The sequence below is a fragment of the Pseudarthrobacter sp. AG30 genome, assembly GCF_003116525.1.
Classification (GTDB): domain Bacteria; phylum Actinomycetota; class Actinomycetes; order Actinomycetales; family Micrococcaceae; genus Arthrobacter.
Map to the genome: position 1 here is coordinate 440,739 of NZ_QEHL01000003.1, position 25,310 is coordinate 466,048.

21 protein-coding genes are annotated in these 25,310 nt (G+C 68.3%); 7 read left to right on the top strand and 14 right to left on the bottom strand.

Annotated features, from left to right (window positions below; all coding sequences use genetic code 11):
- Positions 1-223: 223 nt before the first annotated feature.
- A complete protein-coding gene (locus DC347_RS05255; protein WP_018761228.1) occupies positions 224-898 on the bottom strand; it encodes a hypothetical protein in 675 nt (224 codons plus the stop codon).
- A 133-nt stretch (positions 899-1,031) separates the two neighbouring features.
- On the bottom strand, positions 1,032-1,463 hold the full coding sequence (locus tag DC347_RS05260; protein ID WP_018761227.1) for a VOC family protein: 432 nt from the start codon (positions 1,461-1,463) through the stop codon (positions 1,032-1,034).
- 174 nt (positions 1,464-1,637) lie between these two features.
- Between DC347_RS05260 and DC347_RS05265 the strand changes: the two genes are divergently transcribed.
- Positions 1,638-2,258, top strand: a complete 621-nt coding sequence (locus tag DC347_RS05265) for an L-threonylcarbamoyladenylate synthase (RefSeq protein ID WP_109044644.1) — start codon at positions 1,638-1,640, stop codon at positions 2,256-2,258.
- 107 nt (positions 2,259-2,365) lie between these two features.
- Here DC347_RS05265 and ligD read toward each other — a convergent pair whose 3' ends face one another.
- Positions 2,366-3,403 (bottom strand): non-homologous end-joining DNA ligase, encoded by a 1,038-nt coding sequence (gene ligD / locus DC347_RS05270; RefSeq protein ID WP_026264433.1) that lies wholly within the window; start codon positions 3,401-3,403, stop codon positions 2,366-2,368.
- A 68-nt stretch (positions 3,404-3,471) separates the two neighbouring features.
- Here ligD and DC347_RS05275 point away from each other — a divergent pair, with 68 nt between their 5' ends.
- Positions 3,472-4,149 (top strand): alpha/beta family hydrolase, encoded by a 678-nt coding sequence (locus tag DC347_RS05275; protein WP_018761224.1) that lies wholly within the window; start codon positions 3,472-3,474, stop codon positions 4,147-4,149.
- Between the two features lie 77 nt (positions 4,150-4,226).
- On the opposite strand, the gene hrpB is transcribed toward DC347_RS05275, so the two are convergent.
- The 6 genes from hrpB to ribA form a co-directional block, all read right to left on the bottom strand.
- Entirely contained in the window at positions 4,227-6,830 is a 2,604-nt protein-coding gene (gene hrpB, locus DC347_RS05280; protein ID WP_109044645.1) for an ATP-dependent helicase HrpB, read from the bottom strand.
- A gap of 43 nt (positions 6,831-6,873) precedes the next feature.
- Positions 6,874-7,416, bottom strand: coding sequence for a hypothetical protein (locus DC347_RS05285; RefSeq protein WP_240617694.1), 543 nt, complete (start codon positions 7,414-7,416; stop codon positions 6,874-6,876).
- Between the two features lie 28 nt (positions 7,417-7,444).
- Entirely contained in the window at positions 7,445-7,747 is a 303-nt protein-coding gene (locus DC347_RS05290) for a hypothetical protein (RefSeq protein WP_109044647.1), read from the bottom strand.
- Between the two features lie 130 nt (positions 7,748-7,877).
- Positions 7,878-8,393: a flavin reductase family protein gene (locus DC347_RS05295; RefSeq protein ID WP_109044648.1), complete on the bottom strand. Its 516-nt coding sequence runs from the start codon at positions 8,391-8,393 to the stop codon at positions 7,878-7,880.
- Between the two features lie 210 nt (positions 8,394-8,603).
- Entirely contained in the window at positions 8,604-9,542 is a 939-nt protein-coding gene (locus DC347_RS05300) for a 5'-3' exonuclease (protein ID WP_206073884.1), read from the bottom strand.
- A gap of 60 nt (positions 9,543-9,602) precedes the next feature.
- Complete coding sequence (gene ribA, locus DC347_RS05305) at positions 9,603-11,459, bottom strand: GTP cyclohydrolase II RibA (RefSeq protein ID WP_109044649.1); 1,857 nt, start codon at positions 11,457-11,459, stop codon at positions 9,603-9,605.
- Between the two features lie 265 nt (positions 11,460-11,724).
- On the opposite strand from ribA, the gene DC347_RS05310 reads away from it, so the two are divergent.
- Both DC347_RS05310 and DC347_RS05315 read left to right on the top strand, forming a co-directional pair.
- A complete protein-coding gene (locus DC347_RS05310) occupies positions 11,725-13,017 on the top strand; it encodes a BNR-4 repeat-containing protein (RefSeq protein WP_109044650.1) in 1,293 nt (430 codons plus the stop codon).
- Between the two features lie 129 nt (positions 13,018-13,146).
- Positions 13,147-14,037, top strand: a complete 891-nt coding sequence (locus DC347_RS05315; protein ID WP_109044651.1) for a sugar phosphate isomerase/epimerase — start codon at positions 13,147-13,149, stop codon at positions 14,035-14,037.
- Positions 14,038-14,155: 118 nt separating this feature from the next.
- On the opposite strand, the gene DC347_RS05320 is transcribed toward DC347_RS05315, so the two are convergent.
- Entirely contained in the window at positions 14,156-14,389 is a 234-nt protein-coding gene (locus DC347_RS05320) for a hypothetical protein (protein ID WP_109044652.1), read from the bottom strand.
- 164 nt (positions 14,390-14,553) lie between these two features.
- Between DC347_RS05320 and fdh the strand changes: the two genes are divergently transcribed.
- The 3 genes from fdh to nrfD are packed head-to-tail and all read left to right on the top strand — an operon-like array spanning position 14,554 to position 19,561.
- Positions 14,554-17,796 (top strand): formate dehydrogenase, encoded by a 3,243-nt coding sequence (fdh, locus tag DC347_RS05325; protein WP_206073885.1) that lies wholly within the window; start codon positions 14,554-14,556, stop codon positions 17,794-17,796.
- A complete protein-coding gene (locus DC347_RS05330; protein WP_109044653.1) occupies positions 17,793-18,620 on the top strand; it encodes a 4Fe-4S dicluster domain-containing protein in 828 nt (275 codons plus the stop codon). The genes fdh and DC347_RS05330 overlap by 4 nt, the downstream gene beginning before the upstream one ends.
- Positions 18,617-19,561 (top strand): NrfD/PsrC family molybdoenzyme membrane anchor subunit, encoded by a 945-nt coding sequence (gene nrfD, locus DC347_RS05335; RefSeq protein ID WP_109044654.1) that lies wholly within the window; start codon positions 18,617-18,619, stop codon positions 19,559-19,561. Before DC347_RS05330 ends, nrfD begins: the two co-directional genes overlap by 4 nt.
- A gap of 60 nt (positions 19,562-19,621) precedes the next feature.
- Here nrfD and DC347_RS05340 read toward each other — a convergent pair whose 3' ends face one another.
- The 4 genes from DC347_RS05340 to DC347_RS05355 all read right to left on the bottom strand — a co-directional run bounded on the left by DC347_RS05340 (position 19,622) and on the right by DC347_RS05355 (position 25,132).
- Entirely contained in the window at positions 19,622-21,622 is a 2,001-nt protein-coding gene (locus tag DC347_RS05340; protein WP_109044655.1) for a VWA domain-containing protein, read from the bottom strand.
- Between the two features lie 14 nt (positions 21,623-21,636).
- Complete coding sequence (locus DC347_RS05345; protein WP_109044656.1) at positions 21,637-23,025, bottom strand: sigma 54-interacting transcriptional regulator; 1,389 nt, start codon at positions 23,023-23,025, stop codon at positions 21,637-21,639.
- A gap of 90 nt (positions 23,026-23,115) precedes the next feature.
- Positions 23,116-23,847, bottom strand: coding sequence for an SGNH/GDSL hydrolase family protein (locus tag DC347_RS05350; RefSeq protein ID WP_109044657.1), 732 nt, complete (start codon positions 23,845-23,847; stop codon positions 23,116-23,118).
- 238 nt (positions 23,848-24,085) lie between these two features.
- Positions 24,086-25,132, bottom strand: a complete 1,047-nt coding sequence (locus DC347_RS05355) for an NAD(P)-dependent alcohol dehydrogenase (RefSeq protein WP_109044708.1) — start codon at positions 25,130-25,132, stop codon at positions 24,086-24,088.
- Positions 25,133-25,310 lie beyond the last annotated feature (178 nt).

The window sequence follows — 25,310 nt, forward strand, 5'->3', positions numbered from 1 at the left end:
GTTTCTCCTACCAGGCTGCCTTGCACAGCATAGTTCACCAGCTGTTTGCGTGGAATGACTTGCGGTGGGGGCCGGGACCGGCGGGAAACCTTATCGATCGTACGCGTCCCCGGCATGAGGACAAAACAGTGGCGGGCGCCGCCAACGGGTGTCCGCCGGCGTTGGTCCGCCTCGTTTCCACGCCATCGCGGCGGGGACCGGGGCTGTCTCCTGTCGCGCGGCTTCAGCCCTGGTGGAACTGCGCGGAACGGGGCGGCGCATCCAGTTCCGGCGCGATCTTCTCTTCGATCGCGGCGACGGTTACATCGGGCAGGACAATCAGGCCGTCCAGTTCGCGGCGGGCCCGTTTGTAAGCGGCCTGGCGTTCAGCGGGCGTGGCGGCCTGGTTTTCCGCGATCATCAGAAGTTTCCGTGCCGTGGCAAGCCGTTCGCGCTCGGGACCGCTGAACCTGCTGTCCCTGATCCGCTTTGCTTCTCGTTCCGCGACGTCGAGCGCCACCGCAAAGTTGTTGACTGCCTGCCGGTACGACTCAAGTCCGGTCACGGAAGTCAGGTCCGCGGCAGATGCCGGCCGCTTGCCGTCTGCTTCCCGTTTGGCTCGCAGGAAGGCGACCGTGAGCGGCTCACGGACGTCGGTCATCAGCGGAAAGTCGATGAGCTTGCCGACATCGAGTTCGTACTCGAGCCACCGTTTGTTGGTGGTGTCATGGGCATCCATCAGCGCCTGCACCTCTGCCAGGGAGGCGCTCTCGACTTCACGTGCCTGGTTCTTCAGGTTGTACAGTTCAACCCGGCGCCGGTGGCGCCGTTCGGCGGCACGCCGCCAGCCGCCGGCCCAGCGGCCGGCGAAAGCCATCAGCGGGAAAACCAGCCACCATTTGTCGGAAAGAAATTCCATGAGGGGACTCACCCCTCCATCCTCGCAGCACGGCGGGCCCGCCTCAAGGAGTGGGCAGGGTGGATTCGTCCGGGTCGCGGCAGGAACTGCAGTGGCCGGCCGTCCCCGCCACGTAGGCCCGGGCAGGTTGCGGTCAGGGAGCCTGCGTGGCTTGCGCGCCGTTGACGTTGACCAGCCAGGACACTCCGAAACGGTCCACGCACATGCCGAAAACGTCGCCCCACGGCGCTTTTTCCATGGGGACCGTGACCGCACCGCCCTCACCGCTGAGCTTCTCGAAGTAGCCCCGGAGCTCCCCTTCGTCGTCCCCGCTCAGGGACACCGAGATCGATGAACCCGGGTGGTATTCCATACTGTTCGGGGTGTCGGCACCCATGAGCACCAGGCCTTGGGTGGTGGTGAGCATGCCGTGCATGATCTTCTCGGCTTCGGCAGGATCGTCGCTGGCCTGGAAGTCGGCGAACGTGCTCAGTGTCAGTTCGCCGCCAAAGACAGACTGGTAGAAGTTCATTGCCTCCCGGGCGTTGTCCCGGAAGCTCAGGTAGGGGTTGAGGATGGTGGGCATAGCGGGGTCTCCTTAACATGGCCGGAACGGGTGCAGAAACCATCCTGCCCGATCCGGCGCCGGCCCGGTAGGGGATGCCTCCCCTGTTCATCCCGTGTTTGAGCGATCGAAAGGGCAGCCTCAACGTGCCCCGGGTGATGGTGCGGTGCGGCCCAGGGAACGTAGGCTCGGGTGATGGCCAGATTCTTTGATGTTCATCCGCACGACCCCCAGCCGCGCGCCATTGCGCAGGCAGTCAAAATGATTCGCGACGGCGGACTGATCGCCTACCCCACGGACTCCTGCTATGCCTTGGGAGCCCAGATGGGCAACAAGGATGCCTTGGACCGGATCCGAAGCATCCGCCACCTGGATGACAAGCACCATTTCACCCTCGTGTGCCGGGATTTCGCCCAGCTGGGCCAGTTCGTGAACATTGGGAACGATGTCTTCCGCAGCATCAAGGCCGTCACTCCGGGCAGCTACACGTTCATCCTTCCTGCCACCAAGGAGGTTCCGAAGCGGCTGCTCCACCCGAAGAAGAAAACGGTGGGGGTGCGCATTCCGGACAACCGGGTGGTTCAGGCATTGCTCGCCGAACTTGGTGAGCCCCTGCTCTCGAGCACGCTCCTGCTGCCGGATGAGGACGAACCGCTGACCGTCGGCTGGGAAATCAAGGAGCGGCTGGACCACCAGGTGGATGCGGTGATCGACGCCGGAGACTGCGGCGCCGAGCCCACCACTGTGGTCGACTTCTCCAGCGGGGTGGCCGAGGTGGTCCGGCTCGGCATGGGCGACCCGTCCCGCTTCGAATAGCCTCGCCGCACCTGCGGTGGCGTGGCCCTGTGGCGGCGCCGCCGTCGTACTGTCCGACGACGACGGCGCCGCCACAGGGCCAACGTGCCCGTCGTGTCGGGCCCGGGTCAGTCGTTGTTGGCGTCGGCCGGCTTTCTTGCCCGGCTGGGCTGCACCCTGGGCGGTTCGCCCGGCATCTTGGGGTAGTCCGGCGGGAAGGGCATCTCCCCGAGTCCGTCCTTGCAGTCCCGGTCCCACCATTCCAGGAGCGTGTCGATGGTGCCGGGCTTGGCGCTGAAGTCAGCCCAGGGATCTCCCACCGTCTTCAAGCGTTCCGGCACCGTCAGGATGGTGAAGTTCTTTGGATCCGCTTTTTCCAGTTCCGCCCAGGTGAGGGGGCAGGACACGGGGGCGTGCGGGAGGGCCCGCGGGCTGTAGGCGCCGGCGATGGTACGGTCCCGGTTGGCCTGGTTGTAGTCGAGGAACACCCGGCGGCCGCGTTCTTCCTTCCACCAGGCCGTGGTCACCTTGTCCGGGATCCGGCGCTCCACCTCCCGGGCGGCGGCGATGACGGCGTGCCGGACATCAAGGAACTCGCGGTTTGGCTCGATGGGAGCGTAGACGTGCAGGCCGCGGTTTCCGGAGGTCTTGACGAAGCCGGTGAGCCCTGCCTCCGCAAGGACGTCCTTGAGCACCAGGGCAGCGGGGACGGCGTCGCCGAAATCTGTCCCGGGCTGCGGGTCGAGGTCGATGCGGAGTTGGTCCGGATTGTCGGTGTTTTCCGCCCGGGACGGCCAGGGGTGGAAGACCACGGTGTTCATCTGGACGGCCCAGACGGCAGCTGCCGGTTCGTCAAGGACCAGTTGGGGATGGGACCTGGCGCTGGGGTACACCACCTTGACGGACCTGACGAAGTCCGGCGTGCCCTTTGGCGGGTTCTTTGAGAAGAACATCTCGCCTTCGATGTTGTCCGAGTACCGCTGGAGGGACACGGGCCGGTCCCCGTTGGCGGCAATGAAGGCCTCCCCCACGTCGCAGATATACCTGGCGAGGTCCAACTTGGTCAGGCCCAGGTCCGGCCAGAGGACGCGGCTGGGGCTGGAGATGCGCATTTCGCGCTCGCCGTTGGGACCTTGGACGGTGATGGTGGTCTGTTCGCTCGCCATGGGGACAACGTACACCCGGCCGCCGGCAGACACCGGCATATGCGGCCGCCCTCGGGCATGATGGATCCATGCCCCACCCCGACCATCAGCTCGTCATCGCTGCAGGTGACGCCACGTTTTCGGCCATCTACGCGCGCCCGCACCAACCCACCGCAACAGTGGTGGTGGCGCACGGCGCAGGAGCCGGGATGGACCACCCGTTCCTGCGCGGATTCACGGACGCCCTTAACGGCCTGGGCCTGGCCACCCTGCGCTTCAATTTTCCGTACCGGGAGGCAGGGCGGAAGTTCCCCGACCGCCCTCCGGCTGCCATCGCCGCCTGGCGGGCCGCTATGGACACAGCCCGCGCCCAGGCGAAGGCCAACGGCGACAGCGGCCCCGTCTGGGCGGCGGGCAAGTCATTCGGCGGCAGGATGGCATCCATGGCCGTTGCCGACGGCATGGCCGCCCAGGGCCTGGTGTACCTGGGCTACCCGCTGCATGCCCCCGGCAAACCGGAGAAACTCCGGGACGGGCACCTGTACGGGATCACGGTGCCGATGCTGTTCCTGCAGGGAACGCGCGACACGTTTGCCACCCCCCACATTTTGACGGACGTCGTGGCCCGGATCGGCTCCAATGCGGTCCTGGAGTGGGTGGAGGGCGGTGACCACTCCTTTGCCGTGGCGGGAAACAAGCGCCCCACCGACGAGGTGGGTGCGTCGCTGGCGCTTCCAGTGGCCCGGTTCATCGCCGCGCACGCTTAGGGCGCCTGGCAGCGTCGCCCGTTCATCTGATACCTCACGGGCAGGCCGCGGGTGCTGCCCGCCGCCCCTTAACGGCCCTATGTGCGTGGCTTGGCGCGTGCGCTCGCCGGGGCTGACCACGGATCCTCCGGCCAGGGGTGCTTGGGGTAGCGGCCGCGCATTTCGGTACGCACCTGGGCATATGGGCCGGACCAGAAAGAGGTCAGGTCGTCCGTGACGGCCAGGGGGCGGCGTGCCGGGGACAGCAGGTGGAAGAGCACCGGAACCCGTCCGCCGGCAAGCCGGGGTGATTCAGCCAGCCCGAAGCATTCCTGGAGTTTCACCGCCACCACGGGCGCCGCGCCGTCGTCGCCAGGCTCCGGGTACTCGATCCGGACCCGCGAACCGCTGGGCACTTCAAGCCATTCCGGAGCGAGCTCGTCGAGCCTGGCGGCCTCGGGCCACGGGAGCAGCCCGCGCAGCGCCCCGGCCAGGTCGAGGGAATCCAGCGGCGCCCCCGCGGCGAGGGCTTCCAACCCGGTTCCCAGCCACTCTTCCAGCCGGGCCAGCAGGGCCGTATCCGAGACATCGGGCCACGGCTCCCCTGCCTGGCGGTGCAGGAAAGCGAGCCGGCTCCGGAAGGAGGCCGCCGCCGTCGGCCAGGAAAGGGCTGCCAGCCCGCCCGCCTGGAAAGCGGCTGCCACCGCGGCCCTGCCTTGGGAGGCCGTGGGACGCACCGGTGTCGAGGCAAGTACGACCGCCCCCAGCCGCTTGGTCCTGCGGGCCGTCAGCCGCCCTCCGCTGAAGCGCGTGTCCACGGTTTCAGCCAGCAGGTGCGCGGCCGCAGTTTCGGCCATGGTGGCGGACAAGGGTGCCGCGGCGCGGATCACGGCACCGGTTCCGGCCGCGTCCCGGCCACCGGCCCGCGAAACGTCGGCCACGGCCAGCCATTCGTGGCCTGAGAGGGTACTGCCGCCGGGGAGGCCCGCCCGGGTGCCCGACGTGAACAAGTACTGCCCCGACCCCTCGCTGCCGGAGACGCGGCGTGCCACGCGGTCGGGATAGGCGAGGGCGACGACGGCGCCCACAGCTTCGCCCCGGCCCGGGGGCAACGCCGCGGGAACCGGGGCATGGCGGTCCGGCTGCCGGCGGGCCAGGGACGCCAGGCGTTTGGCTTCCTCGGCCCAACGCCGGCCGGCAGGCCCGGGATCTGCCCGCAGCTGGGCCAAGAGCCGGGGCAGGTCCGCCCCGGGCGCGCGGTGGTCCCCGGAGAGCGCAGCCACCACCTCAGCGGCCAGCCGGGTCCCGGCGGATGCAGCACCTTCAAGCAACGCCCGGGCGAGCCGGGGGTCGGCGGGTATGGCCGCGAGCAGCCGGCCTTCGGCCGTCACGTGGCCGTCGTCGGTTACGGCGCCGAGCTCCCGCAGGACCTCGACGGCGTCATCCATGGCCTGGCGGGGCGGCGCGTCCGGCAGGGGCAAGCCCTTCCCGCCGGGCGAGCCCCAGCAGGCCAGGGTCAACGCCGCGCTGGTCAGGTCCGCCACGTTGATCTCCGGCGTGACGTGCGCCGGCGCGGCACCGTAGGCCTGCTGGCTGTAACAGCGGACTACGGTGCCCGGGCCTTGCCGGGCCGCGCGTCCTGCGCGTTGCTCAGCGGATGCCCGGGAACAGGAAACGGTGACAAGCCCGCTCATTCCGCGGCCCGCATCGCGCCTGGGCTCCCGGGCCAGGCCGGAATCGATGACCAACCGCACGCCGGGCACGGTCAGGGACGACTCGGCAAGGTCCGTGGAGACGACGATCCGTGGGCCGTCCCCGGGGTGCCGTCCGGACACGGCCCTGTCCTGTTCGGCCGCACGTATCCGGCCGTGCAGTTCCAGGACATCCACGCTGTTGCCCAGCCTGCCGCGCAGGGCCGCGGCCACGTGCGAGACCTCCCGGGCTCCCGGAACGAAGACCAGGGCGTCCACGGAGCTGTCTGCCGCAGCGTGGGCCTCCGCAGCCGTGGCGGCCACTTCGTCAAGGAAGGCGCGGGTCACTCCCCCGGCGTCAAGGCGCGGCGCTTGTGCCGGGAGCCACTGCACCTCGAGCGGGTAATGCACCGCCGGGCAGTCCACCACGGGGACCGGGCGGCCGGATGTGCCCAGCAGCGCAGCGAACCTGGGTGCGTCGAGGGTGGCTGACATGGCGACGACGGCAAGGTCACCGCGCAGCGCGCGGATTTCGGCGAGCATCCCGACCAGGAGGTCGGTTTCGAGGCCGCGTTCGTGCACCTCGTCCAGGACGACGGCGGCCGTCCCGTCCAGGCCCGGGTCCGCCAGGAGCCGGCGCAGGAGGATGCCGGGGGTGACGAACTCAATCCGGGTGTCCGGGCCTGCCCGGCGTTCGCCGCGGACCGTGTAGCCCACCCGCCCGGCAGCCGGGCTGCCAACAAGTTCCGAGAGCCGCCGGGCTGCTGCGCGGGCTGCGACGCGCCGCGGCTGGGTGACGACGACGCGGCCCGAGGTGCCCACAAGGTTGGCCAGCAGGGGCGGGACGAGGGTGGTCTTTCCGGTTCCCGGCGGGGCCTGCACCACGGCGGCGGCCCCGGGGCCGGTTTCCAGTGCCTGCCGCAGCCGGGGAACGGAGGCTGCGAAGGCAAGGCCGGCGCCAATGGCGCGGAGGTCAAAGCCGTCGTCGGCTTGGCCTGCAGGAGGAATCATCCATCTATTCTCCCCTGACCGGGACGAGTTCTTTGGCGCCCTGTCAGGGCTTGCCTTGGCCTTTGGCCTTGCCCTTGGCTTCCTTCGCCGCATTCGAACGCCCCGCGCCCGGCGGATCGGCGGCGGGCACCGGTTCAGGCGCCACGGCCGCCACGGCCGGTTCGGCCGGTTCGGCCGGAACGCTTCCAGCCTCACCCGGTGCTGCGGACAGCTCGCCGCCGGCCGGAGCAGCCTGTGGTGCCTCGGGGGGCGCAACTGCCGCGACCTTTGCTGCGATGTCGGCCCGGACGGAGGCCAGTGCGCTGTGGATGCCGTTGTACCGCTCGGGTGAAAGCCGCCCGTCCGCCGCCGCCTCGCCGAGGTCTTTCTCCAGTGCCTCAAGGGCTGACAAAGCGCCGTCCATCCTGTTTTCGGCCGCCGCCTGGCTGATGCCCAGCACCCGGACCTGGAAGCCTCGCAGCACGCCCTGGTCGGTGCGCCCGGGACCGATGCCCGCAGCGCCGGCAACCAGTATGGCCGCGACGGCAACGCACACGAGGATCAGGGCACGCGTTCCGCGGCGCCGCCGGCTGCCGGGCTCTGTCACGCGGTCATTGTCCGTGTCGCGTCCGGCTTCAGGCCGCATGCCGGCCACGGAGCGGGACGACGGAGGGTGCGCGCTGGGGCAGGGCGGTAACGGTGGCGGGGTCCGCGTGCTCCTGGGCTGCCGGCGTCCTCCGCGAACCGATAGTCGACCGCGCCAGGAAGTGGCGGACCGCGGTGCGGATCCAGGTGGTGAGGAACAAGCCGATCCCCATCCCGAGGAGCACGTGTCCGGCAACGTAATGTTGCCCGGCTCCCGGGCCCCCTTCGGCTGCCATCGCCACGCCGCCGGCGGTCAACATCACTGACAGGGCCGTTCCTGAGATAACGCCCATGGCTCCTGCTCCATCCCATTTAGTCAGCACGCTTACTGGTATTGCTCAGCAAGCTTACTACTTGGCGGGGCTGATTCAAGAGCCGCGGGTTGACGCCGGGACGGTGGGCCGGCCGACAAACCGGCCCCGGTCAGCCTGCAGCTTCGAGCAGGCGTTCGACCGGCGAGATCCCTGCATAGCGTCCCTTGAAAAACAACAGCGGCTCAGCGTCCACCCGGGCATCCAGGTGCCGTACCGCGGCCACCACGATGGTGTGGTCACCGCCGTCGTATTCCGCGTGCAGTTCGCAGTCGAGCCAAGCCAGGGCGTCATCCAAGACGGGATTGCCCAAGGGCGACGACGTGTGGCTGACTCCGGCGAACTTGTCCGACCCGGAGCGGGCGAACTGACCTGCGAGGTGCTGGTGTTCAGCCGGGAGGATGTTGATGGCGAAGGTGCCCGCACTGCGGAGCACAGGCCAGGTGGTGGACGTACGCGCCGGGCTGAACGTGACGAGCGCCGGGTCAAGGGACAGGGACGCGAACGACTGGCACGTAAAGCCTGCCGGGCCTTGTGGCGTGGAGCTTGTGATTACCGTCAATCCGCTGGCAAAAGTTCCAAAGATATCCCGAAGCCGGCGTGGAGCGAGATCTGATGTGGCGGTCATAATGTGGCCTCTCGTTTGGATCGTTACCTCACCAAACCATCAGCGGATTGCACGTTCAAACCGCCTGAAATGAGCCGACGCCCGCCGCAACGAAACGTCACGGCCGTACACCCGGCGTCATCCAAACCTGGCTCCGGGACGTCCAGCATGTCCCGGTTTTACGCAATAAACAGTCATCCCGGACCCGGCTGGCAGCACCGGCGTCGTCCGTCAGGCCCGCTGGTCCAGTGCGGCCAGCAGCCGGCGGACCGACCCGCCGAGGTTCCAGTCGGCGGCCACCTGCTCAAGCTCAGCCCGCCGGCCGCCGGTCACGGGCCGCAGCCGCGCACCCGCCTCGTCCAGGGAGGGCAGCTCCAGGTCGCGGACCAGGCGCACGACGGCGGGGGCGGCTTCCAGGTATTCGGCGGCGGCTTCCAGCCTGGCCCGGACCGGGCCGGATACCCCGCCGCCGGGCTCATCGGCTGCTGCCAGCAATCGTTCCAGGGTGCCGTACTTCAGGAGCAGTGACGACGCCGTCTTCTCACCGATCCCGGCAACGCCCGGCAGTCCGTCCGAGGCGTCCCCGCGCAGGGTGGCGTAATCGGCATACTGCTGCGGCAGGACCTTGTATTTGGCCACCACGGTTTCCTCCGTGACCACCTCGAGGTTCTTCATGCCGCGCGCGGTGTAGATCACCCGGACGCCGCGTTCGTCGTCGCAAACCTGGAACAAGTCCCGATCTCCTGTGACCACGTCCACCGGGAAGGCGGCGTGGCTGGCATAGGTGCCCACGACGTCGTCGGCCTCATGGTCTGCGGCCCCCACGATGGCAATGCCGGCGAGCTCAAGGGTCCGGCGGACCATGGGCAATTGGGCCTCAAGGCCCCCGGGGACCACCTCGATGTCGGTCCCGCCCGGTACCGCCTTCGCCACGCGGTGTGCCTTGTACGTGGGGATCAGGTCAACCCGCCACTGGGGCCGCCAGTCGTTGTCCCAGCACGCCACCAGATGGGTGGCCTGGTAGTCGGTGGTGAGCCGCGCGATCATGTCCAGCAGGCCGCGGACAGCGTTTACCGGCGTACCGTCCGGCCGCCGGATGCTGTCCGGAAGGCCGTAGAAGGCACGGAAGTACAGGCAAGCAGTGTCAAGCAGCATCAGGCGCTGGGGCATACCTGATCCTGACACGGATTTCCCGCCTGCGGCTGCACCGGGCAACCGACGCCGTGCTGCCTAGAAGGACGGCATGGTGAATTCCATGCCCAGCAGGCCGCGGCCCGCCTGCTCCAGGATGGGGTCGAGGCCCAGGGTGGGGTGGCTCAGGAGCACGCCGACGTCGCGCTGGATCCGCTGCAGCGGATGGGACAGGCGGTGGGCACCGGCGCCCGATCCGGCGACGGCGAGCCGGACCGCCTCCTGGGCGGCCTCCGCGCTTAGGGCCAGCGACAGCCGGAACGAGGCCCGCTCCCGTGCGGCAGGCCCACTGGCCGCCGGCCCGTCCCCCGGCAGCAGGGACAGTGCCGCCTGCCAGTGCAGTTGGGCGGTGGCCACCAGCCCGGACGCCTTGGCGTAGCGGGTTTGCGCCGGGACGTAGTCTGCCTGCCGGGTGATGGTGCCGTTCCTTTCCTTCCGGCGCAGCAGCTGGTCCCGGAACAGCTCCAGGGCATACTCTGCGGAGCCAAGTGCCGCCGCCGGGGCCACCAGGTTGAGCAAGGTGGACATCGGCGCAGAGATCAGTGGTTCGGAGTGGAGCTCTGCGCCGGGATTGTCGGGGCCGCTGAGCACGGCCCAGTCCATGACCCGGTCCGCCGGAACGAAGAGCGAGTCCGCGCGGAGGTCGTTGCTGCCGGTTCCCCTGAGCCCGTCCGTATGCCACGCGTCCACCAGTTCCAGGTCGGTGAGCGGAACCAGCGCCTGCAACCGGATGCCGTCGTGCTGCACCGCCAACAGGGCCCATTGCGAGTGCATGATGCCCGAGGCGAAGCTCCAGTGGCCCGAAACCGCATATCCGCCCGGCACCTTCCGCGCCGAACCAACCGGGGCACTGGTTGCGGCGGCGAGCGGCATCACGCCGCCGGCAAAAACGTCGTCCTGCACCTTCCGGGGCCAGCGTGCCAGCATCCAGGCGTGCTCCGCCAGGTGCCCGGCGGTCCAGGCCGTGGAGGCGCAACCCCGTGCGAGGCCCCTGATGGCTTCCCCGTACGTCTGTGCGCCCAGGCCATACCCGCCGACACCCGCGGGCGCCAGGAGACGGAAGATGCCGGCGGCCCCCAGGTCCCGCATCGTCCCCTCCGGGAGCCGGCGCAGCTGCTCGGCCTCCTCCGCCCTGGCGCGCAGGGCGGGGATCAGGGCTTCCACGCGGCCCAGCATGTCCGCGTGACCGGGGGCGCGGCCCGAGCCTTCCGGGGCGGCGCGGACGACGGCGGCCTGGCCGAACTCCAGCGTATGTCCGGTCCGGTCCCGCTTGGCGGCGAGGTAGCGGGAGTTGGCCTCGGAGAGGTGGACACCGGTGGGGATCTTTTCGGCGGTGGTGATGCCGAGTGCGGCCAGCTGCGAAGCTTTGTCGGGATTGTTGCTCAACAGCCTCACCGACGTGGCGCCCAGGGCATTGAGCATCTGGGCTGCCGCCGTATAGTCGCGTTCATCCTCGCTATGGCCGAGGGCAAGGTTGGCGTCATAGGTGTCAAGGCCCTGGTCCTGCAGGGCGTACGCGTCGAGTTTGGGGTAAAGGCCAATGCCGCGGCCTTCCTGGCGGAGGTAGAGCAGGAAGCCTCCGGCGGCAGCAATGCGTTCCACGGCTTCCCGGAGCTGCGGTCCGCAGTCGCAGCGCTCGCTGCCAAAGACGTCCCCTGTCATGCATTCGCTGTGCAGCCGGACCAGGGGCGCCGTTGCGCCGCCGAGGAGGGCCTGCTCCCAGTTACCCAGGGCCAGCAGCAGGTGTTCGCGGCCGTCCACCAAGCCATGGAACGTCATGACGACGGCGGTGGTGGCGTAGCCGTCGACGAACCGGAGCGGGACGCTGACCTGGCTGCGGACGGTGGCCGCGGGCAGGGCGGACGAATGCGGTGCGGAATGGGCAATTGCTGTCATTGCGGGCCTCGGCGATCATCATAAATGGTTGAAGATTAAAGTAAGGGTATCCCGCATTAGTTCAAGCTTCAAGCATTGTGTCCGGACAAGTCGGGGCTGCCTGAACGTTCGAATCCGACCGGTTTCGGCCACACCCTTGACCACCGCACCCGGGCCCGCCGATACTTCCATATGGTCCAACCACACAGCCCATGACGGCTCCGTGGCCGACGCCAGGCGGCGCACCCACGGGTGGAACCCACCCCACAACGAGAGCAGGATTCTGATGCCCGGCATGCAGACCACCATCAATGACAACGGCGCATGGTGCTGGTTCCAGGACGAGCGCGCCCTGGTGGACCCGGCCAACAACACGCTGCTGGTGGGCTCCGTGGCAGCCTCCGGGGGCGCCGGGGGCGACAGCCGGGGCGGAAACATCGAGGTTGCCGTCCTTGACCTTGCTACCGGTGACAGCCAGGTCCACGTTGTCCACACAAGGCTGGAGCCGGACGACCACAACGCCCCGGCGCTCCTGATCAGGCCCGATGGCCGCTACCTGGCGATGTACGCCAAACACAAGACCGACAACTACTCCCGCTGGCGGATCTCCACCCGGCCACATGACGCCTCCGAATGGGGCCCGGAGGAACACTTCGACTGGACGGAGCTGGCCGGCGGCCGCGGCGCGACCTACTCGAACCTGCACCGGCTCGCTGCCGAGTCCCGGGTGTACAACTTTGTCCGTGCCATCAACGACGACCCCAGCCTTCTGGTGTCAGAAGATGACGGCACCACATGGCGGTTCGGCGGAAAACTCTTCACCCGCCCCAAGATCGGCTACGTCAACGGCTACACCCGCTACTGCGGAAACGGGACGGACCGCATTGACCTCATCACCACCGACCACCACCCGCGGGACTTCAACAACAGCATCTACCACGGCTACATCCGCGACGACGCACTGCACGACGCCCGGGGCCAGGTGGTCAGCAAGCCGCTGATCGGCTCGCCGGGGATCAACCAGGCTACACTGACCACAGTGTTCGCGGCGGGAACGGACATTGACGGTGACATCCTTACCCACGGCTGGACCGTGGACCTGCGCCGCCAGGGGCAGGACCTGGCCGCCATCATCAGCTGCCGCGCCAACGACGTCAACGGCCCGCTGCGGCGGGAGCAGCCGCTCGACGTCGATGATCACCGGCTGCTGTACGCCCGGTTCGACGGGAGGCAGTGGAACCTGCATCCGCTGGCGGCCGCCGGCCCGGCCCTGCTGCCGCACGAGCAGGACTATACGGGCCTGGGCGCGGTGGACCCGCATGACCTCAACCAGGTGTACATCTCCACTCCCATCGACCCGCGGACCGGGCAGGCCACCGGCCACTACGAGATCTACCGGGGCAGGACGCGGGACGGCGGCGCCACCTTTGGCTGGGAAGCGGTCACAGAAGGCTCCGCAGTGGACAATCTCCGGCCTATGGTGCCGCCCGGGGATCCCTCCACCCACGCTGTCTGCTGGTTCCGCGGCAGCATGACCTCGTCCCAGGTCTATGCGACAGACGTGGTGGTCCTGCATTGATGCCGGGCGCCCGGACCATCCGGGCCCGGTGACCGAGTGTGATCGAACCGGCGCCGGCCGTTGACCCCGCCGCACCCCGTGCGCCAGTGTTGAAACGTTATTAGCGACGGCGAACGGCCAGGACGACGAATGCACCACCCAGCGGAGCTCGAACCAACACTGACGGTGTCAACACTGGGGGCGCCCGGCGAAAGCCTGGACACGGTCCTGTCCTGGTTGGTGGCGCACGGTGCACAGGGAGTGGAGCTGCGGCTTGGCCGCGGCGAAATCGCCGCCCCGGCCATGACCCGGCGCGAACGCTCCGAACTCCGGTCCCGGATCGAGGGGGCAGGCCTGGCGGTCACCGGAGTGGCCAGCTACATCAGGATCGCTGAACCGGCTGACGATGTGCTGGTGGTGGGAGCACTCGAAGCGGCATTGATCCTCGCCCATGATCTCGGCGCACCGGCCGTCAGGGTATTCCCGGGAGCCCCTGCCCGCCCCTGCGGATACGACAGTGTTCCCGAAACCATCCAAGCCAGGCAGGAAGCCAACGCCCTGGCAGCCGGCCGGCTGACCGCCGTCGCGCGCTTGGCCCGGGACCTGGGAACGTACCCGGCGCTTGAAACGCACGATTCGCACCCCCGCGGCAGCGACATCGCCGCCATCCTGGACATGGTGGATGGGCCCGCAGGCGCCGTCTGGGACCTCATGCATCCGTGGCGGGTGGGTGAGACCCTCGGCGAAACGTGGCGGGCCCTGCAGCCCTGGCTCACCGGCGGAGCGGGCAGCGTCCAGGTCAAGGACGCCCGGTTGCCCGCCAGCCGGACCCCGGCCCTCGTCGGCACAGGCACCCTCCCGGTCGATGCCTTTGCCGGGCTGCTCCGGGACGCCGGCTACGCCGGTCCCGTCTGCCTGGAGTGGGAGAAGGCGTGGCACGCCGACGCACCGCCACTGGACGAGGCACTCGGTTCCGCGGTGCGGTGGTTCCGGCGCCACTGGCCTGCGCGGCCAGGAGCCGACACCGCCGCACCTTTTTAGCCCCAGCCCTTCCCTGGAGACATCATGATGGAGCCGTGACCTGAACTCACCCTTGGAACTTCCGGGGACAACAGCACCGCCAACGCCTTCACCGCGCGGCGGCTGCCCACCTCTGGATTCAGCCTGTCGTGGGCTCTTCGCCGTTGGCGACAGCTTCGATCCAATCCACGGCCCCATCAGTAAGCTGGGGACCGTCAGCTGATTCTCCAGCCCACCATTCAGGATCGGTCGAGCCGCCGGTGACGGCCATGATGTCCGTGATGACAAGGGGCGCCAAGGGCTCGCCGTTGTGCTCAATGAGCCACGTGCGTGTTTCGTCGCCTACCAGCGGCCACCAGGCGGATATCTTCATGAACGCAGTATCGCACCGACGCTGGCCCGTGCCTACGCTCATCTGCGGGCGCGATTTCGCTTCCACAAGCCGGTGCAGAAATGCTAAGCCCCTGTTAGCATTTTCCCCACGTGCATGTGACCCGTGCCACAGGCATGTCGATTCGACGACCAAAGGGGTGCCCCATGGTGAATCCGCTGCAATGGCCAGTGCTGCGCCAACTGCTCGAGAACGATCCCACGGGCAGGCATCATGCCGTGAAATCATCCGCCACCGAAAACCTCACGCCCCGGATCGCCACCGCAGACCACGTGGTCCCTTCGGTGTGCCCCTACTGCGCTGTGGGATGCGCCCAACGGGTCTACGTCAAAGACGGGACGGTCATCCAGATCGAGGGCGACCCGGACTCCCCGATCAGCCGGGGACGGTTGTGCCCCAAAGGCTCGGCCTCGCTGCAGCTGACCACCGGTGAGTCCCGCGAAAAGTACGTTCTCTACCGCCGGCCCCACGGTACTGACTGGGAGCGGCTCGACCTTGAAACAGCCATGGACATGGTGGCCCAACGCGTGGTGGACACCCGCCGGAAGACCTGGGAATGGGAATCCGGGGGCCTCCGCACCCGCCGCAGCATGGGAATCGCCAGCTTGGGCGGCGCCACCCTGGACAACGAAGAAAACTACCTGATCAAGAAGCTGTTCACCTCCCTGGGGATCGTCCAGGTGGAGAACCAGGCGCGGGTCTGCCACAGCTCCACGGTGGCCGGCCTTGGCACGAGCTTCGGCCGGGGCGGCTCCACCACCTATCTCCAGGACCTCCAACGCGCCGACTGCATCCTGATCCAGGGATCAAACTTCGCCGAAGCACACCCCGTCGGATTCCAATGGGTCATGGAAGCGAAGGAACGAGGGGCAAAAATCATCCACGTGGATCCCCGGTTCTCCCGCACCAGCGCCATGGCCGATACGTTTGTTCCAATCCGTGCCGGGACGGACATCGCCTTCCTGGGCGGCCTGGTCAACTGGGTCATTGGCCACGATGCGTACTTCCACGACTACGTCGTCAACTACACCAACGCCGCTACCATCCTCGGCAAGGATTTTCGCGATACCGAAGACCTCGACGGCCTCTTCTCCGGATTCAACCCGGACGATTCCTCCTATGAAACCGAAAGCTGGCAGTACCAGGGAGGCTTCGCGGCTGCGTCCTCCGGTGAACGGGACGCGGACGAGCAGGAAGGCAGCAGGCTGGGTGAATCCTCGCATGCCCAGTCCCATGGTTCCGGCGGGCCCGGCGTGGCCGGGAAGTGGCACCGCGACGAGACCTTGCAGGATCCGCGCTGCGTGTTCCAGGTCCTGCGCCGGCACTACTCGAGGTACACCCCGGAGATGGTGGAAGAGGTGTGCGGGGTACCGCAGGCCTTGTTCGAGGAGGTGGCCGAGGCGCTCACCAGCAACTCGGGCCGGGACCGGACCACGGCCTTCGCCTACGCCGTGGGCTGGACGCAGCACACCACGGGGACGCAGTACATCCGGGCCGCATCGGTTTTGCAGCTCCTGCTGGGCAACATCGGCCGCCCCGGTGGCGGGATCATGGCCCTCCGCGGGCATGCCAGCATCCAGGGCTCCAGCGACATCCCCACCCTCTTCGACCTGCTGCCCGGCTACCTGCCCATGCCGCACGCCAAGCAGCACCTGGACTTGGCCGGCTACGTCGAGGCGGACTCCGCCAAGCAGGGCTTCTGGGCCAACATGTCCGCCTACACCGTGAGCCTGCTCAAGGCCTGGTGGGGGGACGCCGCCACGGCCAGCAACGACTACTGCTTCGACTACCTTCCCCGGATCACCGGCAGCCACAGCACCTACGACACCGTCATGGCGCAGCTGGAAGGAATCTGCAAGGGCTACTTCCTCATGGGCGAAAACCCCGCCGTCGGATCCGCCAACACCCACCTGCAACGTGCCGGGATGGCCAACCTCAACTGGCTCGTGGTCCGCGATTTCTCCCTGATCGAAAGCGCCACCTGGTGGAAGGACGGCCCGGAAATCGCCACCGGCCAGATGCGCACGGAGGACATCGGCACGGAAGTCTTCTTCTTTCCGGCCGCAGCCCATACGGAAAAGGCCGGCAGCTTCACCAACACCAACCGCCTTGTCCAGTGGCGCGAGCAGGCCGTGGAGCCTGGCGCCGAGCGCCGCAGCGACCTCTGGTTCATCTGGCACCTTGGCAACCGCATCCGGAAGCTGCTCGCGGACTCGCGCGACGACGTCGACCGTCCCATCCTGGACCTGACGTGGGACTACCCCACCGTCGGCACCCAGGATGAACCGGACGCGGACGCCGTTTTCGCCGAGATCAACGGCCGCGGCCCCGACGGCAACCCGCTCTCCGCCTACACCCAGCTCAAGGACGACGGCTCCACCTCATGCGGCTGCTGGATCTACTGCGGCTGCCGCGCCGACGGCGTCAACCAGGCGGCCCGGCGGAAACCCCACACCGAGCAGGATATTTCCAGCCGCGAGTGGGGCTGGGCATGGCCGGCCAACCGGAGGGAACTGTACAACCGGGCCTCCGCCGATCCGGAGGGACGGCCGTGGAGCGAGCGGAAAAAGCTCATCTGGTGGGACGCGGACGCCGGGACATGGACCGGCGACGACGTCCCCGACTGCGAGCCCGCCAAACCACCGTCCTACCGTCCCGCCGAGGACGCCACGGGCACCGACGCCCTCTCCGGCATCGACCCGTTCATCATGCAGTCCGACGGAAAAGGCTGGCTCTTCACCCCCGCCGGCCTGACCGACGGGCCGCTCCCCACACACTATGAGCCGCAGGAATCCCCCTTCGACAATGCCCTCTACGGGCAGAACCGGAACCCGGTCCGGAAGCTCCTCAAACATGACGGCAACCGGTACCAACCCAGTGGCCGGGAACCGGGGGCGGAGGTGTACCCGTTCGTGCTGACCACCTACCGGCTCACGGAACACTTCACCGCGGGGGCCATGACCCGTTGGCTGCCCTACCTTGCCGAGCTGCAGCCGGAGTCGTTCTGCGAAGTGTCACCGGAACTGGCGGCCGAGCGGGGACTCACCAACAACGGCTGGGCCACCCTGGTCTCGGCCCGCGGAGCCATCGAGGCCAGGGTCCTGGTGACCGGCCGGATGAAACCGCTCACCGTGCAGGGCCGCACCGTGCACCAGATCGGGATGCCCTACCACTGGGGCCCCAACGGGCTCAGCCGCGGCGATGCGATGAACGAGCTCTCCTCCATCGCCATGGACCCGAACGTCCACATCCAGGAGGTCAAGGCATTGACAGTGGACATCCGTCCCGGGCGGAGGCCGCAAGGGCCGGCCTTGCCATCCCTGGTGGCGGAATACCGTCAGCGGGCAGGCATCGATGAGCACACCGGCCAGGAAGGAATCAAGGCATGAGCGTCACCCAGTTGGGAATGCCCGCCATCGGAGCACCCGGTGAAGCACGCAAGGGCTTCTTCACGGACACCAGCCTCTGTATCGGCTGCAAGGCTTGTGAGGTGGCCTGCAAGGAGTGGAACTCGCTGCCGGCAGAGAGGCCGTTACAACTCACCGGTGAGTCCTTTGACAACACTTCCCGGCTCAGCGCGGACACCTGGCGGCACGTGGCCTTCATCGAGAAGAAGGTTCCGGCTCCGGCGGCTGGCGGAACCGAGGGCATCAAGTGGCTGATGTCCTCGGATGTCTGCAAGCATTGCACCAACGCCGCCTGCCTGGATGTGTGCCCCACCGGGGCGTTGTTCCGTACCGAGCATGGCACGGTGGTGGTCCAGCAGGACATTTGCAATGGCTGCGGGTACTGCGTTTCGGCGTGTCCGTACGGCGTGATCGACCAGCGGCCCGACGACGGCCGCGCCTTCAAGTGCACCATGTGCTACGACCGCCTGGGTGTCGGCGAAGAGCCGGCCTGCGCCAAGGCATGCCCCACCCAGTCCATCCAGTACGGTGAGCTTGATGAGCTCCGGGAACGGGCCGACGCCCGGGTCGCGGAGCTCCACGAGCGGGGTGTGGATGAGGCCAGGCTCTACGGCAGGGATCCCGACGGCGGGGTGGGCGGTGACGGGGCCTTCTTCCTGCTGCTGGATGAACCCGAAACCTACGGGCTGCCGCCGTATCCGGTAGTGACCACCCGGGACCTGCCTGCCATGTGGCGGCGGGCCGCGGGTGCTGCTGCCGGGCTCCTGGCGGGGGCCGCCGTCGTCTTCTGGGGAGCCAGGAAGTGAGCCGCCGCCGGGAGCGTGAGGAATTCACCTCATACTATGGCCGGCCCATCCTCAAGGAACCCACCTGGGAGGCGGCGGACATCGCGGGGTACATTTTTGCCGGCGGCGTGGCTGCAGCCTCCTCCATGCTGGCGGCCGGAGCGCAGTACACGAGGCGGCCCGCACTGGAACGCCGGGCCAAGCTCACGGCGCTGACCGCGATCTCGGTGTCCGCAGCGGCGCTGGTGCATGACCTGGGCCGGCCGGAACGGTTCCTCAACATGCTGCGGGTGGCCAAACCCACCTCGCCCATGAGCATGGGTTCGTGGATCCTTTCCGTGTACGGCCCGCTCGCCGGCGCGAGTGCGGCCGCCAACATCACGGGACTGTTCCCGGCGGCCGGGCGGGCCTGCGGCCTCGGCGCAGCTGTCAGCGGTTCCGCGGTGGCCACGTACACGGCGGTGCTGCTGGCCGACACCGCGGTTCCCACCTGGCATGACGCCCACGAAATCCTGCCGTTTGTGTTTGCCGGTTCGGCCGCCGCTGCCGGCGGCGGCATCGCAGCCGCCCTGGCGCCCGTCCCGGAGGCCGGTCCTGCGCGGCGCATGGCAGTGGCGGGTGCGCTGCTGGAAACGGTGGCGAGCCTGCGGATGGAACGCAGCGGCCACCTGAGCACGGAGACACTGCGGGAGGGCCGGGGCGGTACGTTGATGCGCCTGTCCAAGGCCTTCAGCATCGGCGGCGCCGTGGGGCTGGCCCTCGGCGGTCACCGGTCGCGCACCGTCAGCGTCGTGGGTGGCCTCGCCGTGGCTGCGGGGTCGGCCCTGCTGCGGTTCGGTGTCTTCGAGGCCGGAAAAGCGTCGACGCGCGACCCCAAGTATGTGGTGGTCCCCCAGCGGGAGCGCCTCAACGCTGCCGAAGCCGCCAAGAGGGAAGCCGCCGGCATCGACGCGGCAGCCTGAGCCGGCCGCCTGAACGGAAGCCGCAGCCCGGGCCGGGACGCTGCGGAGCGCCCGGCCCGGTCAGAACCAGTCGCCGTCGGCGTAGGCGCTGCGGACGTGCGCCCGGAGGTATTCCCCCACCACGGCTGCGCCCAGGTCGCCGACGTCAGGGGCCACCACGCGGCCGTCCACCCGGCGTGCCAGGCGCTGGATGAAGCGCTCCAGCCCGGGATCGTTCCCAAGCCGGAAAAACGTGGTCTGTGTCCCCGCCCTTCCCAACCGGTCCAGCTCGGCAACGGTGGCCCGGATGGTTTCCGCGTCCGGCGGCCAGTTGAACCAGGAGTCTCCGTCCGGCAACAGGTGGGCGGTCGGTTCCCCGTCCGTCACCACCAGGAGCACCGGCTGCATGGAGGGGTGCCGGCGGAAGAAGCGGCCGGCCAGCAGCAGCCCGTGGTGGAGGTTGGTGCCCTGTTCCCGCAGGGCCGGCAGGGCCGTCAGTTCCGCGATGTCCATGGACTGGGCGTAACGGCCGAAGGTCACCAGCTGCAGCCGGTCACCGCGGAACCGGGTGGACACCAAGTGGTGCAGGGCCAGCGCCGTGCGCTTCATCGGGACCCACCGCCCCTCCGCGGCCATGGAAAAGGAGACGTCCACCAGCAACGCGACGGCGGCCTGGGTCCGGGCCTCCGTTTCGGTTACCTCGATGTCCCCGACGGCGAGGCGCAGTCCGCGCGCCGGATCGCCGCCGTCGGCCATGGTGCGGCGGATGGCGTTGGTCAAGGTGCGCGTCACGTCCCACGGCTCGGCGTCGCCGAACTCCCACTGGCGGCTGGAGCCGGACTGTTCACCGGCGGCCCCTGCCGTCCGGGTATCCCTGTTTCCCTGCCGCCCGGACAGCTGTTTGGCGGTGTCGCGCAGCAGCGACTTGCCGAGCCGGCGCATGGCCTGCGGCGAGAGCCGGAGGTCGCCGTCGGCGCCGCGGCGCAGGTAGCCGCCCTCCTGCATGGCCCGCTCGATTTCGGCAAGAGTGCGGGCGCTGACGGCCGCACCCTCACCAAGTTGACGGGCCAGCGCGTCGAGGTCAAGGTCATCGAGCCGGGATCCGTTGTAGGACTGGGACAGCTGTTCGGAGAGCTCATCAAGTTCCGCGATGTCCTGCAGGACGCCGGTTCCGTCGCCCAGGCCGAGTCCTTCCTGCCCCTCGAACCGTTCCGAGCCGCTCCAGTCCTCCCCTGGGCGCAGTGCCTGCAAGGAGGCGTCGAGCTCGCTGAGCTGGGCCATCAGTTCCGGCGAGCCGAATGCCTGGGCGGACAACTGCATCAATTCCGCGCGCTGTTCGGCGGACATGGACTGCAGGAGCCGCTGGGCGGCGGCGGCACGTTGCGCCAGGGCATCCACGAGCTCTTCCACTGATTGCGGGTCTTCCGGGAAGAACTGGCCGTGCTTGGCCATGAACTCCTGGAAATCGGCCTCGGTGTCTTCGCCGCGGCGGTGCTTCGCCAGCAGCCCGTTGAGGTCCCGGAGCATGGCATTGACGGCCTCGCGGTCCTCATCGGTGGCGCTCTCCAGCGCCTGTTTCATTCCGGCAAACCGCTGTTCCAGGACCTCCCGGCCCAGCAGGTCCTTGATCCGGTCGTACGCTTCCTTGGCGGTTCCGGACTGCCAGTCGTAGGAGGCGAGCTCGTTGACCGCTGCGGCGGTGGAGGCCGGCAGGTTCTGGAGCTGCATCTCGCGGAAGTCGCGTTCGGTGTTGTCCATCATGGCGTCCCGGGCCAACTGCTTGCGTTCCTCCAGCACGGCGGTATCCAGGAGCTTCCTGACTTCCTCCAGCGTGCCGTCCAGCCGGTGCCTGCTGAGCAGGTCCCGCCGCCGCTCCTGCACGCGGCGGGCAAGGTCGTCCAGGCCTTCGCGGTTCCGTCCACCTCGCCGCAGGAACTCTTGCAGGGCATGCCGCGGCGAATAGCCTGCCATCACGTCGTCGGCGACGGCGTCGAGCACTTCCGCCAGGTCCACCGGCGGAGCCAGGGGGTCCGGGCCGCCGGTGTACCGGCCGTACCTGGCGGACCTTTTGTGGATGGCCATGCTGCCTCCTGCGCCTAGCCGTAGATGGTTTCCTCGTCGTCGGACTCCTTGGAGATCCGCCGGCCCAGGTAGAGCCCTTCCAAGGCCAGTTCGACGGCGGCAGCCCGCTGCCCGTCGTTCGTCGCACCCAGGCGGCGGCCGATTTCGTCGTACAGACCGGAGCCGTTGAGGGACGGGAGGTTAGCGAGGAACTCCTGTGCCGTGACTTGCTCCCCGGTGGTGACGGTTCGGTGGCCGTCCAGGGCCGATACGAGCGGTCCCATATCGAGACCTTGGAAGTGGGCCCTGACGGCCTCTGCGGTGGCGGTGCGGAGGAGGTGGTCGAGGATGCCTTGTTCGCGGCCTTCCTCACCCGATTCGAACTCGATCTTGCCGGTCAGGACTTCCACGGCAGGTTCAAGGTCGATGATCCGGGCCACGGCGTGGTCCTCCCCGCGGAGCCGGGCCCGGCGGAGCGCCGCCGCGGCCACGGTTTCGGCACCGGCGATCGCGAACCTGGCCGAAACTCCGGAGGTCTGGTTGATGGCCGGGGACTCGCGCAGCGCCCGGGTGTAGCGGGCAAGGATCTCCAGGATGAAGGGCGGGACGTCAGCCACCAGCCGGCCCTCCTGCCGGATGACGGAGACCTCGTCCTCGAGTTCGATCGGGTAGTGGGTCCTGATCTCGGCACCGAAGCGGTCCTTCAGCGGGGTGATGATCCGGCCGCGGTTGGTGTAGTCCTCCGGGTTGGCGGAGGCCACAACAAGCACGTCGAGGGGCAGCCGCAGTACGTACCCGCGGATCTGGATGTCACGTTCCTCCATCACGTTCAGCATGGACACCTGGATGCGTTCGGCCAGGTCCGGGAGCTCGTTGATGGCGATGATGCCGCGGTTGGAGCGCGGAATAAGCCCGTAGTGGATGGTCTCCGGATCCCCGAGCCTTCGGCCCTCGGCCACGCGCATGGGGTCGACGTCGCCGACGAGATCCGCCACGGACGTGTCCGGCGTTGCGAGCTTCTCGACGTACCGTTCGGAACGGTGCCGCCAGCCGATCCTCAACCGGTCCCCCTCGGCCCGGACGCGGGCCAGGGACTGTTCGGTGATCGGCTGATAGGGGTGTTCGTTCAGTTCCGAGTCCTCAATCACCGGAGACCATTCGTCCAGCAACCCGGCCAAGGTGCGGAGCAGGCGGGTTTTGCCCTGTCCGCGTTCTCCCAGCAGCACGAGGTCATGGCCGGCGATCAGGGCTCGCTCAAGCTGGGGCAGGACGGTCCGGCTGAACCCATAGAGGCCAGGCCACGGGTCACGACCTGCTGCCAGGGCGGCGAGGAGATTGTCGCGGATTTCGTGCCTCAGGTCCTTGAGGACATGGCCCGCTGCTCGGAGTTCACCAACGGTGTAGATTTCGGGGCGGTCAGTCACTCCTCTACCGTAATCCCCGCCCTGAAGGTAATCGATAGATTCCTCCAGATTCCTGGACCGTCATGCCGGCCGCCGGCAGGAGCCGGCGTATCACTGGGGTTCGGGGCGTCCTTGCACGGCCGCCGCGGCAGCCGGCGCCGCCTGCTCAAGGTAGGCGCCGATGTGTTCCAGGAGGTAGTGCTGTCCGGCCACGGTGGGGTGGTCGCCGTCGGGGCCGATCAAGTCATCGAAGTCGCCGCTGATCCAGCCCTCGGCGATGGGGTCCACGAATTCGCCTCCGGCCCGGGCCGTGGCGGCCTTGAGCTGGCTGCTGATCTCCAGGAGGCCGGGGTCCGGGTCCGGGGAGTACGACGGCGGTCCCACCACAATGATTTTCGCTTCCGGGGCGAGCGTCTCGGCCCGGTCCATCGCCGCCAGCGCGGCGTCGCCAATTTCATCGGACGCGTAGCCGAGGTCGTTTTCCGAGCCGAAGAACACCACAATCCCCGTTTTGGCGTTGACGAGCTCCTCAACCTGGGTGCCAAACGTGCCGTCAAAATCGCCGGGGCTGACGTATCCACTGCCGTCTTCTGCTGCGTTGACCACTTCCAGGCCGGCGCCTACGGGGTCGTTGCGCATCAGGGCCGGCCAGGCTTCCTGCGGCGAGGTGCCGTGGCCGGTGCTGAGCGAGTCCCCCACCACTACCACCCGGACCGGGGCCTCCCCCGTGGCCGGCGGCTGGGTTTGCGCCGCGCTGCCTGACGTAACGGCCAGCAGGACGCCGAACGTGCCGGCAGCAACGAGCCTGGCCGGGTGCCCGCGCAGCGGCACGGTGTGTTGCATGGGTGCCGCCTCCTGCCTGGAATCCGGCGGCGGCTAAGTCGCCGGCCGCCACGTTATTGTCGTTTGTCCGTGTCCCATCGTAGGCATTCAGTGAGGATACTGTAGTGCCGGCGGGGCCAATGCGACAGATCGCACAGCAACTCCACAGCCAATTCACACCTTCCGCATCGGTTGCCTGCCGGGCGGCCGGACTCGTCCGGCAGGCCTGGAGTGGCCGCCCGGGACCGGCCCCGGGTGGTCAGCCCTGGTGCGGGACAACCACCGCCCGGGCGCTCAGCTTCCCCTCCGCCAGCCGGCGGTAGGCGTCCAGGCCGTCGTCAAGGGAGAAGGTCTCGATCTCCGGTACGATCTGGCCCGCCCGGTACATGTCCACCACCTCGTGGAGCTCCTCGATGGTGCCCCAGTACGTGTTGGTGATGGTGGATTCGTAGGGCGTGTTGAAGAACGTCCATTCGTGGACTCCGCCGGCGATGCCCACCACGGTCAGCCGTCCGCCCTGGGCCATGGACCCGGTGGCGGTGGCGATGGTGGGGGTGACGCCCACGAAGTCGAAGGCCGCGTCCACGCCCCGGCCGCCGGTAAGCTCACGGATTTTGGCCACCTGGTCCGGGCCGCCGGGCACGGTGACGGCCCCTGCCGCTTCAGCCTTGGCCATGGCCTCCGGCTTCATGTCGGTGGCAATGATGGTGGCGCCCGTGAGTGCCGTGAGGATCTGGACTGCGATCTGTCCCAGCCCGCCGAGTCCCACCACCAGCGCGAAGCGGCCTCCGCCGTTCAGGTGCGGAAGGGCAGTCTTGATGGCGTGGTAGGGCGTCAGGGCGGCGTCGGCCAGCGGTGCCGCGGCAATCGGATCCGCCGCACCGAGCGGAATGAGGTTGCGCACCGGGACGGTGACGTATTCGGCCATGCCGCCGTCCCGTCCAAGTCCGATACCCAGGTAGGGGTTGGTCGCCGCATTCTCGCAGTAGGTGTCCTGGCCGCGGGAGCATGCCTTGCAGTGCCCGCAGCCGATGGGCCCGTACACCAGGTAGGCGTCGCCGACGTTGATGCCGTCGACGCCGGGGCCGAGCTCTTCAACCCACCCGGAGTTCTCGTGGCCCAGGATGAAGCCTTTCGACATGTTTCCGGGCACCTCAGCCGTGAAATCCTCGAAGATGCTGACATCCGAGTGGCAGGCACCCGCTCCGGCCACCTTGAGCAGGACTTCGCCGGGCCCGGGAACGGGCCGGGCCACTTCCTGAAGCTCGGGAAACTGCTTCCATTCGTTGAACACTATGGCGCGCATGCTGCTGCCCTCTTCTTTCTGTTGCATTGATGTGGGTTTCTGGTTCAGCGGGCGGTGTAGCCGCCGTCGAACACGAGTTCGGACCCGGTCATGAACGCGGCGTCGTCGCTGGCGGCGGGAAGGATGCCGCCGCCACATCCTCAGGGCGGCCCAGCCGAGACATGGGAATGGTGGTGCT